This is a genomic window from Faecalimonas umbilicata, from assembly GCF_042846195.1.
Taxonomy (GTDB): Bacteria; Bacillota; Clostridia; order Lachnospirales; family Lachnospiraceae; genus Faecalimonas; species Faecalimonas umbilicata.
This window is the reverse complement of the sequence record NZ_AP031411.1, coordinates 1168819-1185716: the sequence shown is the minus strand read 5'-3', so window position 1 is coordinate 1185716 and position 16898 is coordinate 1168819. Positions and strand designations below refer to the sequence as shown.

Annotated in this window: 11 protein-coding genes and 3 pseudogenes; 2 read left to right on the top strand and 12 right to left on the bottom strand. The window is 42.5% G+C overall.

Annotation, left to right across the window (positions count from 1 at the left end; genetic code table 11):
- Positions 1 to 10: 10 nt before the first annotated feature.
- The 12 genes and pseudogenes from guaA to ACGG81_RS05580 all read right to left on the bottom strand — a co-directional run.
- A pseudogene (gene guaA / locus ACGG81_RS05635) lies at positions 11 to 1094 on the bottom strand (glutamine-hydrolyzing GMP synthase); the annotation flags it as partial.
- 13 nt (positions 1095 to 1107) lie between these two features.
- Positions 1108 to 2385, bottom strand: a complete 1278-nt coding sequence (locus ACGG81_RS05630; RefSeq protein ID WP_320852374.1) for an adenylosuccinate synthase — start codon at positions 2383 to 2385, stop codon at positions 1108 to 1110.
- 15 nt (positions 2386 to 2400) lie between these two features.
- The gene (gene purB, locus ACGG81_RS05625) at positions 2401 to 3837 is read right to left on the bottom strand and encodes an adenylosuccinate lyase (RefSeq protein WP_390110033.1); all 1437 of its coding nucleotides are present in this window, start codon (positions 3835 to 3837) and stop codon (positions 2401 to 2403) included.
- A 5-nt stretch (positions 3838 to 3842) separates the two neighbouring features.
- Positions 3843 to 4562, bottom strand: a complete 720-nt coding sequence (purC, locus tag ACGG81_RS05620; protein ID WP_120091418.1) for a phosphoribosylaminoimidazolesuccinocarboxamide synthase — start codon at positions 4560 to 4562, stop codon at positions 3843 to 3845.
- Positions 4563 to 4734: 172 nt separating this feature from the next.
- Positions 4735 to 5136 carry an RrF2 family transcriptional regulator gene (locus tag ACGG81_RS05615; protein ID WP_016439159.1) on the bottom strand — a complete coding sequence of 134 codons (402 nt, stop codon included), beginning with the start codon at positions 5134 to 5136 and terminating at the stop codon, positions 4735 to 4737.
- A gap of 19 nt (positions 5137 to 5155) precedes the next feature.
- Positions 5156 to 5935: pseudogene (locus ACGG81_RS05610) on the bottom strand (PLP-dependent cysteine synthase family protein).
- Between the two features lie 19 nt (positions 5936 to 5954).
- Positions 5955 to 7238: an O-acetylhomoserine aminocarboxypropyltransferase/cysteine synthase family protein gene (locus ACGG81_RS05605; RefSeq protein ID WP_270665972.1), complete on the bottom strand. Its 1284-nt coding sequence runs from the start codon at positions 7236 to 7238 to the stop codon at positions 5955 to 5957.
- Positions 7239 to 7541: 303 nt separating this feature from the next.
- Positions 7542 to 8018: an Hsp20/alpha crystallin family protein gene (locus ACGG81_RS05600; RefSeq protein ID WP_016439162.1), complete on the bottom strand. Its 477-nt coding sequence runs from the start codon at positions 8016 to 8018 to the stop codon at positions 7542 to 7544.
- A 205-nt stretch (positions 8019 to 8223) separates the two neighbouring features.
- Positions 8224 to 9804, bottom strand: coding sequence for an asparagine synthase B (gene asnB, locus ACGG81_RS05595; protein WP_120091413.1), 1581 nt, complete (start codon positions 9802 to 9804; stop codon positions 8224 to 8226).
- Between the two features lie 380 nt (positions 9805 to 10184).
- Positions 10185 to 11232, bottom strand: a pseudogene (locus tag ACGG81_RS05590) (ammonium transporter).
- A 178-nt stretch (positions 11233 to 11410) separates the two neighbouring features.
- Positions 11411 to 13507, bottom strand: coding sequence for a glutamine synthetase III (locus ACGG81_RS05585; protein ID WP_270472720.1), 2097 nt, complete (start codon positions 13505 to 13507; stop codon positions 11411 to 11413).
- Between the two features lie 379 nt (positions 13508 to 13886).
- Complete coding sequence (locus ACGG81_RS05580; RefSeq protein WP_016439165.1) at positions 13887 to 14078, bottom strand: hypothetical protein; 192 nt, start codon at positions 14076 to 14078, stop codon at positions 13887 to 13889.
- Positions 14079 to 14296: 218 nt separating this feature from the next.
- Here ACGG81_RS05580 and ACGG81_RS05575 point away from each other — a divergent pair, with 218 nt between their 5' ends.
- Complete coding sequence (locus ACGG81_RS05575; protein ID WP_016439166.1) at positions 14297 to 15391, top strand: class II glutamine amidotransferase; 1095 nt, start codon at positions 14297 to 14299, stop codon at positions 15389 to 15391.
- Positions 15391 to 16896 carry a glutamate synthase-related protein gene (locus tag ACGG81_RS05570; RefSeq protein ID WP_117576265.1) on the top strand — a complete coding sequence of 502 codons (1506 nt, stop codon included), beginning with the start codon at positions 15391 to 15393 and terminating at the stop codon, positions 16894 to 16896. The genes ACGG81_RS05575 and ACGG81_RS05570 overlap by 1 nt, the downstream gene beginning before the upstream one ends.
- The last annotated feature ends 2 nt before the right edge of the window (positions 16897 to 16898 follow it).

Genomic DNA, 16898 nt, shown 5'->3' with positions numbered 1-16898 from the left:
CTTACTCAAACTCCACCATTGCCGGCGGTTTGCTTGTAATATCGTAGAGAACACGGATTGCAAGTCCGGGACCTGGAAACGGCTGGCGCATAACCATATATTCCGGAATCCCAAGCTATCTTCCCAGTTCTCTTACTTCATCCTTGAACAGCAAACGCAATGGTTCAATAATCTCTTTAAAATCAACAAAATCCGGCAGGCCGCCCACATTGTGATGGCTCTTTATGGTTTCTGCATTTTCTTTGCCGGATTCAATCACATCCGGATAAATAGTTCCCTGTGCCAGATAGTCCGTCCTGCCAATTTTTTTGCCTTCTTCCTCAAATACGAAGACCGTGATCCACAAAAACACAGGTGAGCTGTGAACCCACTGCTTCCGCAAACAAGGCTGCACACACAGAGGAATCCACGCCCCCCGATAGAGCCAAAAGCACCTTATCATTCCCTACTTTGCTTCTGATTTCTTCGATACAGCGATACATATAACTTTCCATCGTCCAGTCACCCACTGCACCACAGACTTTATATAAAAAGTTTCGGATCATGGTAGTTCCATTTTCTGTATGATTTACTTCCGGATGGAGCTGTACACCATAATATTTTCTGTTTTCATCACAAATGGCTACATTCGGGCATTTCCCGCTACGGGCAACCAGCCTAAATCCGTCGGGTACTTTCTTCATGTAGTCGCCATGGCTCATCCATGAAATACTCTCCTCATCCAGTCCGTCAAACAGCAGACAGGAATTATCATAGAAAGTAAGTGTTTTTCCATACTCTCTGGCGTTTTCATTTTCTGCTGCCGTAACCATTCCTCCAAGATGATGGGCAAGGAGCTGACATCCATAGCAGATACCAAGAATCGGTATTCCAAGCTCAAAAATACCTTCTGCCGGATGATAAGAATTTTCTTTATATACACTGTCCGGTCCTCCAGTGAAGATAATGCCTATGGGGTCAAATGCCCGAATCTCAGAAAGGGTCATGGTATAAGGCTTAACCTCACAATAGACGTTGCATTCCCTCACCCTCCTGGCAATCAACTGGTCATACTGACCGCCAAAATTCAAAATTAGTACTTTCTGATTCTGCATCTTTCCTTTTCTCCTAAAACATTGTGATATAGGCATCACGTTCGGCGCCGACAGACACATACTTAATCGGGCACTCGATTTCCTTTTCAATATAACGGATATACTCCAATGCCGCTTTTGGAAGATCATCTACTGTTCTGCATCCGCTGATATCACACTGAAATCCCGGAAGATATTCATAGATCGGTTTTGCACATTTAAGTTCTTCGATACCGGATGGAAATGTGTCTACTCTGTTTCCATCAATCTCATACGCTGTACATACCGGGATTTTTTCCATATAAGAAAGCACATCCAGCTTTGTAAGTGCCACATAGCTGCAGCCCTGCATCTTTGTCCCATATCTGGAAGCAACCACATCAAAGCCTCCGACTCTTCTCGGTCTTCCGGTTGCTGCACCATATTCGCCCCCTGCCGCACGAAGCTGCTCCGCTTCCTCTCCAAACAGTTCACAGGTAAAAGGTCCTTCTCCCACGCAGCTTGAGTATGCTTTCATAATACCGATGCTTTCATCCAGCTTTGCAAAAGGTACGCCAGCTCCGATTGGCGCATAAGAAGCAAGGGTTGTGGATGCAGAGGTATATGGATAAATGCCAAAGTCTATATCCCTGAGTGCCCCAAGCTGTGCTTCAAACAGAATGGATTTTCTCTCTTCAATAGCGTCTCCAAGGTATTCCGTCGTATCACAGATAAAAGGAACAAAGAACTCTCCGTATTCTTTTAACCACTGAAACATTTCATCTGCCAGCACTGGTGCATGACCATATCCATTTTCCACAGTCAGGTTCTTCCATTCCACAAGACCACCAAGGCGTTCCTTTAATGCTTCCAGATGGAGCAAATCACCCATACGCAGTGCTTTTTTCATATATTTGTCTGCATATACCGGAGATATACCTCTTCTGGTAGATCCAAATTTCTTATCTAACAGTCGGTCTTCCTCCAGACAATCCATCAGCTTATGATATGGCATACAGATGGTTGCCCTGTCACTGATCTTTAAATGTTCCGGCGTTACTTCCACACCTTTTTCTGCCAGTTTCTGCACTTCCCCGTACAAATGTTCCAGGTCAATCACAATGCCCGGTCCCAGAATATTGACCGTATCTTCACGGCAGATTCCGGACGGCATCAGATTCATGACAAATTTTCCTTTTTCATTGATCACGGTATGACCCGCATTATTTCCGCCCTGATAACGAACAACAATATCATAGTTTTCGCTGAGAAGATCTACCATACGGCCTTTTCCTTCATCGCCCCAGTTTGTTCCAACAATTGATGTAAGCATATGCATTCCTTCCTTTCAGACATTCACTTGCGCTTCCACGTTCACACGCTGCTTATTTTTTTCCAGTAATGGTTTCACGGTTTCTGTTACAAACTTCTCGCACTGATATTCTGCCATTCCGGTGAACTTCACCGGGTCAAGCAAAACTTCCAGTTCTATGGCAGAAAGTCCAAAGCTATCGTCATTTTTGATACGTTCTATTAAATCATTTTCATTTCCATAGAGTTTTACCTGTTCCGCTGCCATAATAGAATGTTTACGGATTGCTTCATGAAGTTCCTGTCTGTCCCCATCTTTGGCTTTTACACAATACATCAGGATATTTTCCGTCGCCATAAATGGAAGTTCTGCATCCAGATGCTTCTTAATAACTGCCGGATAGACCTTCAGCCCCCTGATTACATTGATATACAGATTTAAAATGGCATCTGTGGCCAGAAATGCTTCCGGTACAGCCAGGCGCTTATTTGCGGAATCATCCAATGTGCGTTCAAACCACTGTGAAGCTGCTGTAATAGCAGTATTTTGTAAATCACAAATCACGAAACGAGCCAGTGATGCAATACGTTCGCTTCTCATTGGATTTCTTTTATATGCCATGGCAGAAGAACCGATCTGTTTTTCCTCAAATGGTTCATCCACCTCTTTTAAGTGGCTGAGTAAACGGATATCACTGGAGAATTTTGATGCACTCTGTGCAATTCCGGACAATACCTGTAAAACCGCAAAATCAGCTTTTCGTGTATAGGTCTGTCCACTGACACTCTGACACTTTGAAAAACCGATTTTTTCTGCGATTTTCTGCTCCAGCTGTTCCACCTTTGTTTCTTCCCCATCGAACAGTTCCAAAAAGCTGGCACCTGTCCCGGTGGTTCCTTTACAGCCAAGGAGTTTTAAGTTATTCAGTTGAAAATCAAGCTGTTCGATATCAAACACCAGATCATTCATCCAAAGACAGGCTCTTTTTCCTACCGTTGTTGGCTGAGCTGCCTGAAAATGAGTATATGCAAGAGTTGGTAATGCCTTATATTCCATGGCAAATTCGCTAAGGGCTTCTATGGCATTTAACAAAAGATTTCTAATCTGTAAGAGCGCACTTTGCATGAGGATAATATCCGTATTATCCCCCACATAACAGGAAGTTGCTCCTAAATGTATGATTCCCGCCGCTTCAGGACAGGCATCCCCGAAGGTATGGACATGTGCCATCACGTCATGACGAAGCTCATTTTCGTATTGTCTTGCTTTTTCATAATCAATGTTGTCAATCTGAGCTTTCATTTCCTCAATCTGCTCATCAGAGATAGGAAGTCCCAGTTCCTTTTCACTTTCCGCAAGTGCCACCCAGAGTTTTCTCCATGTGGAAAATTTTCTATCATTGGAAAATATACTCTGCATTTCTTTACTTGCATAACGTTCACATAAAGGTGATTGATAAATATCTGTTCTCATAAAATCTATTTACTCTCCATCTCTAATCCTAATCGTTTTGCCACCTGAATATACGCATCCTCTACGCCTCCTAAATCCCTGCGGAAACGATCTTTATCCATTTTTTCTCCACTTTCCACATCCCATAAGCGGCAAGTATCCGGAGAAATCTCATCTGCAAGAATGATCTTGCCATGAAAACGGCCAAACTCTATCTTGAAATCAATCAGACGAAGGCCTGCTTTTAAATATTCCACTTTCAGAATTTCGTTAATTTTAAATGCATAATCCTTTATCGTTTTGATCTCACTTGCAGTCGCAAGCTGTAATGCTTTTGCAAAATGGGAATTGATCAGCGGATCTCCCAGTTCATCATTCTTATAAGAAAATTCAATCGTCGGCTCAGCAAGTACCGTTCCCTCTTCCACACCCAATCTTTTAGAAAAACTGCCGGCAGCCACGTTTCGCACAATTACTTCCAACGGAACAATCTCCACCCTGCGCACTGCGGTTTCTCTGTCATTTAATTCCTGAATAAAATGAGTCGGCACACCTTCTGCTTCAATTTTCTGAAACAACAGATTGGTCATACGGTTATTGATCGCACCTTTCCCAACGATTGTTCCCTTCTTCAAGCCATTAAAGGCAGTTGCATCATCTTTATAAGAAACAATCAGGACATCCGGATCATCCGTTAAGAAAACCTTTTTTGCTTTTCCTTCATATAATTGTTCACACTTTTGCATTTCATTCTTCCTCCAATAAAGTCATTTCCTGCATTTTTGAACGCAAAAAGGGCAAAAGCGCCTTTAAGTTCATTTTAAACTTAAAGACGCCTTTGCCTTTACGCACACTATTTTACCTCTTAAATTTTATCTTGTCAATCCATTTTATCTAAAAATCCCTACTTTCATCGATCTATTTCATTAGATCCAAAAGAGTAATATTATCAAAATAATGATTTACCATATGATGAAATTCTTTCCACATCGGCAATGTTTTACATGTATCTGCACGTTTACAGGTTTTTGCATTACATTCCAGACATGCAACCGGAACCAGTTCCCCTTCTGCAAGTCTTAATATATCTCCAACCCTATAATCTTTTGGTTCCCTTGCCAGACGGTATCCGCCGCCTTTCCCCTGTACCCCTTCCACATAATGGTTCTTAGAAAGTACAGACATAATTCTCTCGATATATTTTAAAGACAGCTCCTGTCGATGGGCAACTGTCTTCATTGCTATATAACCTTCATTCTGATTTTCTGCAAGATCAAGCAATACACGCAAAGCATATCTTCCCCTTGTTGAGATCATCATTCCTTTGTTCCTTCTTTCCTTATTCTGCAAATAGAGGTGTTGATAAATATCTATCTCCTGTATCCGGCATCAATACAACAATTGTTTTTCCTTTATTTTTGGCTCTTTTGGCAAGCTGGATTGCCGCCCATAAGGCTGCTCCGGAAGAAATGCCTGTAGAAAGCACTGCTGAAGATGCCGGCTCAACAGCCACAATCTTAATATCCGGATTTTGTGCTTTCAGATATTCACCAACACCTGTCACTGTACCTCCGGTACCTACGCCTGCTACAAAGATATCCACATTACCATCTGTATCCTCATATATTTCAGGGCCTGTACTCTCCCTATGGGCTTTGGGATTTGCAGGATTCACAAATTATCCAGGAACAAAACTATTCGGTATTTCATTGGCCAGCGCTTCTGCTTTCGCAATGGCTCCCTTGATGCCTTTCGCCCCTTCACTAAGCACAAGTTCCGCTCCGTATGCTTTCATAAGCTGACGTCGCTCTACAGACATGGTATCAGGCATTACAAGAATCATGCGATCCCCTCTGGCAGCTGCAACAGAAGCGAGACCAATACCTGTATTGCCGGAAGTTGGCTCAATAATTACTGTATCAGGCTTTAATCCGCCTGTACTCTCAGCGTCATCCAGTATTGCTTTTGCCACACGATCTTTTACCGAGCCAGCTGGATTAAAGTATTCCAGCTTGGCTAAAATTTTTGCCTGCAACTCATATTCTTTTTCAATACGAGTGAGTTCCAAAAGTGGTGTCTTTCCAATCAGCTGCTCTGCCGAAGTATATACTCTTGACATCTCAAACACTCTCCTTTACTTATTCTACCGCATCAAACCCATGCTGTAAATCATTGATAATATCTTCTATATGTTCTGTTCCAATAGAAAGCCGGATTGTATTTGGCTTAATTTCCTGCTCAGCCAGTTCCTCCGGCGAAAGCTGACTGTGTGTTGTAGTCGCAGGATGAATCACAAGACTTTTCACATCAGCTACATTTGCAAGTAATGAAAAAATCTGCAGATGATCTATAAACCTGTAAGCCTCTTCCACTCCCCCTTTAATATCAAATGTAAAAATAGATGCTCCACCATTCGGGAAATACTTCTGATAAAGCGGATAATCAGGATGGGAAGGAAGAGATGGATGGTTCACTCTTTCAACCTGTGGATGAGCGTTTAAAAATTTTACCACCTTCTTCGTATTTTCTGCATGACGCTCCAGACGCAGCGACAGTGTTTCGATTCCCTGCAATAAAAAAAACGCTGCAAAAGGAGAAATGGTTGCTCCTGTATCACGAAGCAGAATTGCACGGATATAAGTAACGAAGGCTGCTGGCCCTGCAGCTTTTACAAAAGCAACGCCATGATAACTTGGATTCGGTTCAGCGATGGCTGGATACTTACCTGAAGCAGTCCAATCAAATTTGCCTGAATCTATAATGACCCCACCAAGAGTAGTTCCATGACCTCCAAGAAATTTTGTAGCAGAATGTACCACAATATCAGCCCCATGTTCAATTGGACGAATAAAATACGGTGTACCAAAAGTATTATCTACCACAAGAGGTAAGCCATGTCTATGGGCAAGTGCAGCCAATGCGTCAATATTCGGAATATCACTGTTCGGATTGCCAAGCGTTTCTATGTAAATCGCTCTTGTATTTTCCTCAATAGCAGCTTCCACTTCATCAAGATCATGTATATTGACAAAGGAAGCTGTGATTCCGAACCCCGGAAGTGTATGTGCCAACAGGTTGTAACTGCCGCCATAAATCGTTTTCTGTGCAACAAAGTGTCCACCATTTTGTCCCAGAGCCTGCAAGGTATATGTAATTGCAGCTGCTCCTGAAGCAAGTGCCAAAGCAGCAACACCACCTTCTAAGGCAGCAACACGCTTTTCCAGAACATCCTGCGTAGAGTTCGTTAAGCGTCCATAAATATTTCCGGCATCTGTAAGTCCAAAACGTGCTGCCGCATGGGCACAATCGTGAAAAACATAAGAAGTGGTTGCATAAATAGGCACTGCACGTGCATCCGTAACAGGATCCGGAGCCTCCTGTCCTACATGAAGCTGAAGTGTTTCAAATCTGTATTTTGACATAATATAGTTCCTTTCGTTTATAAATTTCAATGATTTCAATTAACTTACTGCGGATTGTCACATTCGACCAAAACGAAAGTTTTCTCGTACAAGCTTTTCAAAATAAAATCCCATAACAAGCTCCTTATTGCCTACCGTTCAAGTAGGTTTTTGTTTTCTGTATTACATCCATTATTTACCTACCATGTCAATAGGTATTTCAAAATTCTTGTTCCATATCTCTGTTAATCGTTCCATATAAATAGCCCGAAGCCATAATGACTCCGGGCCAAATTCACATTACTATCATTTTATGAAAGGCATTTATCCTTCAATAGCAATATACTTTTTATCTTCTATCTGTGCTTTTTTCTCTTCCTGTTTTGGAATAGACAGTCTTAATACTCCACTTTCGTACTTCGCATGAATATCTTCCTGTCTGATATCCTCGCCCACATAGAACGATCTGCTCATACTGCCTACGTAACGTTCACGACGGACAAACCTTCCCGTCTTTTCTTCTTTTTCCTCTTTATCGAGACCTTTCGCTGCATTGATCATCAAATATCCATTCTTCAGTTCTAGTGAAAGTTCCTCTTTCTTAAATCCCGGAAGATCGATATCCACTTCATAATGATCATCCTGTTCTTTCACATCTGTTTTCATCATGTTTGCAGCATGACGACCATACAGTTTTTTCTGTGCTTTCTTCATTGCCCGATCATCAAATACCGGAAAATCAAAGAAATCATCAAAGAACTCGTCAAATAAATTTTCTCCAAAAATACTAGGTGTTAACATAATCATCGCTCCTTTTTCAAATTATATTTTGAAACTGGGGATGTTTAGGAAGAATCATGAACTCGTGGTTCTTTCTTTCTCCTGTTTCTAATTATGTTATAGCACCTTTGTTAGCACTCGTCAAGCGTGAGCGCTAACATATTATGTGAATTTTTTGTGTCTTTTCAATCAAGATTGAGTGCCTCGATTTTTCCATTACTTCATTTTATTTTCCGCTATCACCATAGTTAGATAGTACCCTTGCAGAAGGATCATTTACGTCGCATCCTTCCCACTCTTTGTTCGGCATCCAGAAATCTGCAACCATCTCAGCCTGACCCGGATAATACTTTTCAAAAATTTCTCTATATAATAAGGATTCTTTTGTAAATGGTCTGGCATGGGTATAGCTTTTACATCTTCTTTCAAATTCTGCATCTGTATATTGCTTTTGTGCATATTCCTTTAAATAATCAACCATGGAATGTCCAACAGCATCTGAAAATGCAGCTTTTTCTCTCCAAAGAATCTCATCCGGCAGATAACCACCCTGTTCAAACGCATGACGGAGCAGATATTTTCCTTTTCCATAAGTATTCAGCTTTAATTCCGGGTCTACTGCCATCACATATTTTACAAAATCCAGATCACCAAACGGAACTCTTGCTTCCAGCGAGTTTACGGAGATACAACGGTCCGCACGGAGAACATCATACATATGAAGTTCATGGATTCGTTTCTGTGATTCCTCTTGAAAGGCTCTCGCATCCGGTGCAAAGTCCGTATATTTATAACCAAACAATTCATCAGAAATCTCACCGGTCAAAAGGACACGGATATCGGTCTGTTCATGGATTGCCTTACACACCAGATACATACCCATGGATGCACGGATTGTGGTAATATCATAGGTTCCCAACAACTGAATGACTGTTTCCAGCGAAGAAAGCACTTCATCCGGTGTCATATAAACCTCTGTATGATCACTTCCAATATAATCTGCCACCTGTTTTGCATATTTTAAGTCAATGGCATCTTCACTCATACCAATCGCAAATGTCTTAATCCGTTCCTTACTTTTCTTTGCTGCAATCGCGCACACCAAAGAAGAATCCAGTCCGCCGGAAAGCAGGAAGCCTACCTTTGCATCAGCTACAAGACGTTTTTCCACGCCAGCCACAAGCTTATCATGAATACTCTTGCAGACTGTCTCCAGATCATCATGACAAACCGTATCTACTTTAGCAATGTCACAGTAGCAGATAAACTGACCGCCCTTATAATAATGTCCCGGTGGAAACGGCATGATCTTCTCCGCAAGTCCTACCAGATTTTTCGCTTCACTGGCAAATATAACAGCACCTTCTTTATCATATCCATAATACAATGGACGGATTCCAATCGGATCTCTTGCCGCGATAAATTCTCTTGCTTCCCCATCGTAGATGATGCAGGCAAACTCCGCATCAATCATGTCAAACATGTCTGTACCGTATTCCTGATATAACGGCAAAAGTATCTCGCAGTCCGATTCACTTTCAAATGTATATTTTACTGACAGTTCTTCTTTCAGCTTCTCAAATCCATAAATTTCTCCATTACAGACCACATAACTGTTCCCATACTGAAATGGCTGCATACCGGATGGAGTTAATCCCATGATTGATAATCTGTGGAATCCAAGAAGGCCATCACCTGTTTCAACCACACGTGTATCATCCGGACCTCTTGATATGGTCTTCTCAAATCCTTTCATAAAAACATCAAAGGCAGCACTGCGGCTGCAATAACCCATAATAGAACACATATAAATCTACCTCCGTAAATCTAGTAATTCAGCATTCTATAGGGCAAGTGCTGTGCTCGCGGTGCCACCTATCTTTTGTCTCATTTCCAAACCTTTTCATGGTTCTGCCATTAACGCTTGACGTAACGTCGCACCTACTAAGGAAATCCTGTTCGGATTGCAGCTTAAAAAGTGTTATTCATACAGGCTCTGCTGCGTGGCTCTCACTGTTCCACCTTCGCTGTAAGTGATCACCTGTACTACTTCTCTTTTCTCAAATGCCTTTACAATATTTAGTTTCTATCCATTCTGATTTTATTCTACGTCCTGAAGGGCATCAAATCCTTCTTCGCTGTTTCAATGACTTTACGAACCGGAACTGCACTGACTACGATATCCACCTATACTTTTGGAAGCAGATTTGCTTCGACCTGTACGCCTCGATAATCAGCACGAAGACCAATCGTATATTTGATCGCTAAAAATACAATCGCGATAATAACCGCAACATATGCTGCTACAGAAAGAACACCTGCCACCTGAACTCCAAGGAAGTGTAAGCCGCCTCCATAGAAAAGCCCTGCTTCTGTTGTTACACCTGTTGCAAATAATCCTGTAAGGATTGTTCCGGTTGCACCACATACACAATGAACAGATACAGCACCAACCGGACTTACTGCATCACAGCCTGCCGTAATACCAACGAGTCCTGCCAATGCTGCATTGTATGTCATGGAAACATCCGGCTTTTTATAACGAAGCCATGTGAAGATTAAAGTTGTACAGCAAACTACCGCAGCTGCCATATTTGTGTTGAAAAATACTCTTCCTGCTGTTTCCATCAAAGCATCGCTGTCCATACCTATAGTAGATGCACCATTGAAGCCAAACCAACAGAACCAGAGGATAAATATACCAAGTGCTGCAAAAGTAAGATTATGTCCGAGGATAGCTCGTGATTTTCCATCTTTACCATATTTTCCGATACGAGGTCCTAAAATTTTGGCTCCGATCAATGCACAGATACCGCCTACCATATGTACGGCTGTAGAACCTGCAAAATCATGAAAGCCCATCTGTGAAAGCCATCCTCCGCCCCAAATCCAGTGCCCTGAAATCGGGTAGATTAAAAGAGAAATCGCTGCTGAATAAATGCAGTATGCACTGAATTTTGTTCTCTCAGCCATTGCTCCGGACACGATTGTTGCAGATGTCGCACAAAAACAGTCTGGAAGATTGCAAATGCCCATAACGGAACCCCCGCCGGCAAAATGTGACTGTAATCTCCACGAATCAATGGATCAAAGGTTCCTATGATCGCAGAGCCGCTGCCAAACATCAGCCCGAACCCTACCAGCCAAAAGGCTGGTGTACCGATACAAAAATCCATCAGGTTCTTCATCAAAATATTTCTGTATTCTTTGCTCTGGTAAATCCGGCTTCACACATGGAGAATCCCGCCTGCATGAAGAACACTAATGCTGCTCCAATCAATACCCAAATTGTGTTAACTGCACTGTAAGTCATAAGCATTCCTTCTTTCTGTATTTTTTTATGCTCTAGAATCTTCGATTCTATCGCTAACGTATCAGGTGAAAATACGCAAGCGACCTTTCCTGCTGATACGTTATTTTACGCCAAACAGTAAATCTCCATAGGTTGGGAATGGCCAGTATTTTTTTGCTGTCATTGTTTCTGCCTCGTCACAGGCAACTCGGAGTTCACCCATTTTACTTAAGACAACATCACGAATCATATAAGATTCTGATTCAATGTCTCCGGCCTCCTTAATCTTCATCACTGCATCATCCAGTTCATCGGCTTTAACCGCAATCTGGTCTTCCAGTCTTGCCAGTTTCTTCAGCAGCCCCGCTTCATAACTACAGGAAATAGAAGCATCAACTGCTTTTTTCGCTGCTGCTGTATTGGCAAGCTCCAGTACATATGCACTTACCGCCGGAGCAATCTCTGTTTTTGCCATATCAATCATGGTATTTGCCTCAATCAGCACTGTCTTGCAATAGTTTTCCAGCATAATCTCACATCTTGATTTCAGCTCAGCTTTAGAAAATACCTTATGGCCTGTCAGCATCTGTACATTCTTTTCATCCAGCAGGTGCGGCATACAATCCGGTGTTGTACGGTAGTTGAGAAGCCCTCTCTCTTCCGTTGCTTCCTTGATCCATGTATCATCGTAACCATTTCCGTTGAAAATGATATGCTTGTGGTCTTTGATGGTCTTTCGAATCATTGCATGTAATGCATCTTCAAAGTTTTCCGCTTTTTCCAGTCTATCCGCATAAATTTTCAAGCTTTCTGCTACTGCGCTGTTCAGCATGATGTTTGCACATGCAATGCTGTTAGAAGAACCCAACATACGGAACTCAAATTTATTTCCGGTAAATGCAAAAGGTGATGTACGGTTACGGTCTGTAGTATCACGGTTGAATTTTGGAAGCACATCCACACCAAGCTTCATCTGTGCCTTTTTCGTTCCTGCGTATGGAGTATCCGTTTCAATCGCTTCAAGCACCGCATTTAATTCATCTCCAAGGAAAATAGATACCACTGCCGGAGGTGCTTCATTCGCACCAAGTCTGTGGTCATTTCCTGCCGTTGCAACAGAAAGGCGGAGCAGATCCTGATAATCGTCCACTGCTTTGATCACTGCACACAGGAATAATAAAAACTGTGCATTTTCATACGGTGTCTCTCCCGGAGATAACAGATTCACGCCTTTATCTGTCGCAAGAGACCAGTTATTATGTTTTCCACTACCGTTTACTCCGGCAAATGGCTTTTCATGAAGCAGACATACAAGTCCATTCTTTGCTGCCACTTTCTGCATGATCTCCATGGTTAACTGGTTATGGTCTGTCGCAATATTTGTTGTCGTATAAATAGGGGCAAGCTCATGCTGTGCCGGAGCCACTTCATTATGTTCTGTCTTAGCCAGAATTCCCAGTTTCCAGAGTTCCTCATTCAGTTCTTCCATATAAGCCGCAACTCTTGTCTTAATCACGCCAAAATAGTGATCATCCATCTCCTGTCCCTTTGGCGGCTTCGCACCAAAAAGAGTGCGTCCTGTAAATCGAAGATCTTTTCTCTGTTCATACATTTTCTTTGTAATGAGGAAATATTCCTGTTCCGGTCCTACCGATGTACGGACACATTTCACATCATCATTTCCAAACAGATGAAGAATACGAAGCGCCTGCTTATTCAAAGCTTCCATAGAACGAAGCAACGGAGTTTTTTTATCCAATGCCTCTCCGCCATAGGAACAGAACGCTGTAGGAATACATAATGTTTTCCCTTTGATAAACGCATACGAGGTAGGATCCCATGCTGTATATCCTCTTGCCTCAAAAGTAGCCCGAAGTCCTCCAGATGGGAAAGAAGATGCATCCGGTTCGCCTTTGATCAGTTCCTTTCCGGAGAATTCCATAATCACGCCGCCGTCCGGGGATGGAGAAATGAAGCTGTCATGCTTTTCTGCTGTTACGCCGGTAAGAGGCTGGAACCAGTGTGTATAGTGAGTAGCTCCATTTGCAACTGCCCAATCTTTCATAGCTGCTGCAACTGCATTGGCCACGCTAATATCAAGCTTTGCACCTTCGTCAATGGTTTTTCTCAAAGATTGATAAACCTTTGCTGACAAATTTGCTTTCATCACTCTGTCGTCAAAAACTTTACATCCAAAAAATTCTGAAACATTCTTCATAATGTCACTCCTTCCAATTTGAAAATAAAAAGGCAAGGTTGTCTTTCATGGTACTTTTCCCTGCACCTGCAGAACCTGCCACCGGCAGCTTCCTACGGATGCTTTAGCAACACTCAAGACGCCCTTGCCTTTTGAATCAAATTGCATCTATTTTAATTTTATAAAGTAAAAAGCGCCTCTGAGAATTTCATCTCAAAGACGCCTTTGCCTTTACGTGTTGGATAATACACCCGGAAAAATCATTTGTCAATCCCTTTTTTTAATTTTTCACTCATCCTTTTCCCGACTCGACTTTTTCCAGGTCATTCCATCTGCCGATTTATAGAACGCCAGAGAAAACATAATTACTCCTCCAATTTTAATTCATATAAGTTTAATCTTATTGCAATTGTTCAAAAGTTCTTTTATCGTATCGCTTTATTTCTTTATGAAACAAGGAATATTTTCGAACAAACTCTATACAATCTTCTCTTTCAATTCGCTTAACTTTAGGTTTACCATTAACAATATCGCATACCTTTACTTCTGGCATGCCACTTCCAATAAGCGTTATTGCACTGCGCGATTTCATATTTTCACCTCGTATCCTCATTTTTTGAATTATTATATAGCAAGTATGAAAAAATAACAACTGCGAGGTGAAATACATTGTTTCTTGACAAAACTTACCATCTGCTGTATATATATTGAATATGAGCAAAGGCGTTCATTTTTAGAGTAGAATTTTTTCTGCCCTTAAAATGGACGCCTTTGTTTTTCTATTTATTCTGAAAGGAAGGTATATGATATATGAAAACTGAAGGTCAAGTGAGAATTCCTTCCGGATGTGCAATCTCAGCAGTCATTTCCAAAGAAGGAAACAAGATGTCCGGTGAAATGATCATAAATTCCATGAAGCCCATGCATGACCGTTCCAACGGATTAGGCGGAGGCTTTGCCGGTTATGGCATTTACCCTGAATATAAAGAGTTCTATGCATTACATATGTTCTTTGATACCCGTGACACAAGAAAAGAATGTGAAGCTTTCTTAAAAGAACGGTTTGAAATCATCCAATCCGAAATTATTCCGACCCGCAAGATTCCGGCTATTACAGATGAACCGATTATATGGAGATACTTTGTTGCTCCACTAAAATCCGTGCTGGTTTCTTTACAGCTGGACGAAAAGGAATTTGTTGCCAGAACTGTTATGAAGATCAACGCCGAAATGTCCGGTGCTTATGTTTTCTCCAGTGGCAAGAACATGGGAACCTTCAAAGCGGTAGGTTTCCCGGAAGATGTGGGTGTTTTTTATAAACTGGAAGAATATGAAGGATACTCTTGGACTGCCCACGGACGCTATCCAACGAACACTCCCGGATGGTGGGGCGGCGCACATCCGTTTACGCTGCTTGACTATTCTATCGTACATAATGGAGAAATTTCCTCTTATGATGCGAACCGCCGATTTATCGAAATGTTTGGCTACAAATGTACGCTCCAGACCGATACCGAAGTCATTACCTATATTATAGATTATCTGCTCCGTGTACAGGGACTTACCCTTGGTGAAGCTGCAAGTGTCATTGCTGCCCCATTCTGGAGTACCATTGCAGCAAAAACAGATTTGGAAGACCAGAAAAAACACACCTATCTTAGAACCATGTTCCCAAGTCTGCTTGTGACCGGTCCTTTCTCTATCGTTTTAGGATTTGATGGCGGACTGATGGCACTGAATGACCGGTTGAAACTGCGTTCTATGGTAGTCGGGGAAAAAGACGACAAGGTATTCATTGCCAGTGAAGAGGCTGCCATCCGAACCATGGAACCGAATGCCGAAAACATATGGTCTCCTGCCGGTGGTGAACCAGTCATTGTAAAAGTAAAGGAAGGTGCATTTTAATGAGCGTAGAATTTATCTATCCGGAATTTGAAGTAATCAGAAATGAAAACAGATGCATTGCCTGTCGGGTATGCGAACGACAATGTGCCAATGAAGTACATAGTTATGACGAAGAACATAAAATTATGAAGTGCGATGAATCGAAATGTGTCAACTGCCAGCGATGTGTTTCTCTTTGTCCGACCAGAGCACTAAAAATTGTAAAGAGTGACTGTACTCTGCGCGAAAACGCAAACTGGTCAAACGATACGATTAAGGAGATTTATAAGCAGGCGAACAGTGGCGGCGTCCTTTTATCTTCCATGGGTAATCCCAAACCACTGCCTGTATACTGGGATAAAATCCTGATCAATGCATCACAGGTAACAAACCCTTCCATTGATCCCTTGCGGGAACCGATGGAAACCAGAGTTTACCTCGGAAAGAAGCCCCAAAAAGTGAGTCGTACAGAGGACGGAAAATTAGACTGCAGACTGCCGCCGCAGCTGGAGCTTTCCATGCCTGTCATGTTCTCTGCCATGAGTTATGGTTCTATCAGCTACAACGCTCATAAATCCCTTGCACTGGCAGCTACTGAGCTTGGCATCTTATATAACACGGGGGAAGGCGGCCTTCATGAAGATTTTTACTGCTACGGCGAGAATACCATCGTACAGGTGGCTTCCGGACGTTTCGGCGTTCATGAGGATTATCTGAAAGCAGGTGCTGCCATAGAGATTAAGATGGGACAAGGAGCAAAACCGGGCATTGGCGGACATCTCCCCGGTGCAAAAATTGTCGGGGATGTATCACGTACCCGCATGATTCCGGAAGGCTCTGATGCAATTTCACCGGCTCCGCATCATGATATTTATTCCATCGAGGACTTGCGTCAGCTTGTGTTCTCTTTGAAAGAAGCTACAGAATATAAGAAACCTGTCATCGTTAAAGTCGCAGCCGTTCACAATATTGCTGCCATTGCAAGTGGTATTGCCCGCAGCGGAGCTGATATCATCGCCATTGATGGCTTCCGTGGCGGTACAGGAGCCGCTCCTACCAGAATCCGGGATAATGTTGGTATTCCCATCGAGTTAGCACTTGCCTCCGTTGACCAAAGACTTCGTGACGAAGGTATCCGAAACAATGTATCACTGGTAGTCGGCGGAAGTATCCGGAGTGCTGCTGATGTGGTAAAAGCCATTGCACTTGGTGCAGATGCCTGTTATGTGGCTACCGCTGCCCTTCTGGCTCTTGGCTGCCACCTTTGCCGAACCTGCCAAAGCGGTAAATGTAACTGGGGAATCGCAACCCAGCGTCCAGAGCTTGTAAAGAGACTGAATCCTGAAATGGGAAGCGAACGCCTGATGAATCTTATGACCGCATGGAAACACGAAATCAAAGAACTGATGGGTGGCATGGGCATCAATTCCATCGAGGCTTTACGAGGAAACCGTCTGATGCTGCGTGGCATTGGTCTGACAGAAAAAGAGCTTGAGATACTTGGTATCTCTCATGCAGGAGATTGATA

What these genes read in the sequence shown, in the direction of transcription:
- ACGG81_RS05630 (WP_320852374.1), bottom strand. Translation starts at nt 2,385, where the DNA reads ATGCTTACATCAATTGTTGGAACAAACTGGGGCGATGAAGGAAAAGGC.
- purB (WP_390110033.1), bottom strand. Translation starts at nt 3,837, where the DNA reads ATGAGAACAGATATTTATCAATCACCTTTATGTGAACGTTATGCAAGT.
- purC (WP_120091418.1), bottom strand. Translation starts at nt 4,562, where the DNA reads ATGCAAAAGTGTGAACAATTATATGAAGGAAAAGCAAAAAAGGTTTTC.
- ACGG81_RS05615 (WP_016439159.1), bottom strand. Translation starts at nt 5,136, where the DNA reads ATGATGATCTCAACAAGGGGAAGATATGCTTTGCGTGTATTGCTTGAT.
- ACGG81_RS05605 (WP_270665972.1), bottom strand. Translation starts at nt 7,238, where the DNA reads ATGTCAAAATACAGATTTGAAACACTTCAGCTTCATGTAGGACAGGAG.
- ACGG81_RS05600 (WP_016439162.1), bottom strand. Translation starts at nt 8,018, where the DNA reads ATGTTAACACCTAGTATTTTTGGAGAAAATTTATTTGACGAGTTCTTT.
- asnB (WP_120091413.1), bottom strand. Translation starts at nt 9,804, where the DNA reads ATGTGTTCTATTATGGGTTATTGCAGCCGCAGTGCTGCCTTTGATGTT.
- ACGG81_RS05585 (WP_270472720.1), bottom strand. Translation starts at nt 13,507, where the DNA reads ATGAAGAATGTTTCAGAATTTTTTGGATGTAAAGTTTTTGACGACAGA.
- ACGG81_RS05580 (WP_016439165.1), bottom strand. Translation starts at nt 14,078, where the DNA reads ATGAAATCGCGCAGTGCAATAACGCTTATTGGAAGTGGCATGCCAGAA.
- ACGG81_RS05575 (WP_016439166.1), top strand. Translation starts at nt 14,297, where the DNA reads ATGAAAACTGAAGGTCAAGTGAGAATTCCTTCCGGATGTGCAATCTCA.
- ACGG81_RS05570 (WP_117576265.1), top strand. Translation starts at nt 15,391, where the DNA reads ATGAGCGTAGAATTTATCTATCCGGAATTTGAAGTAATCAGAAATGAA.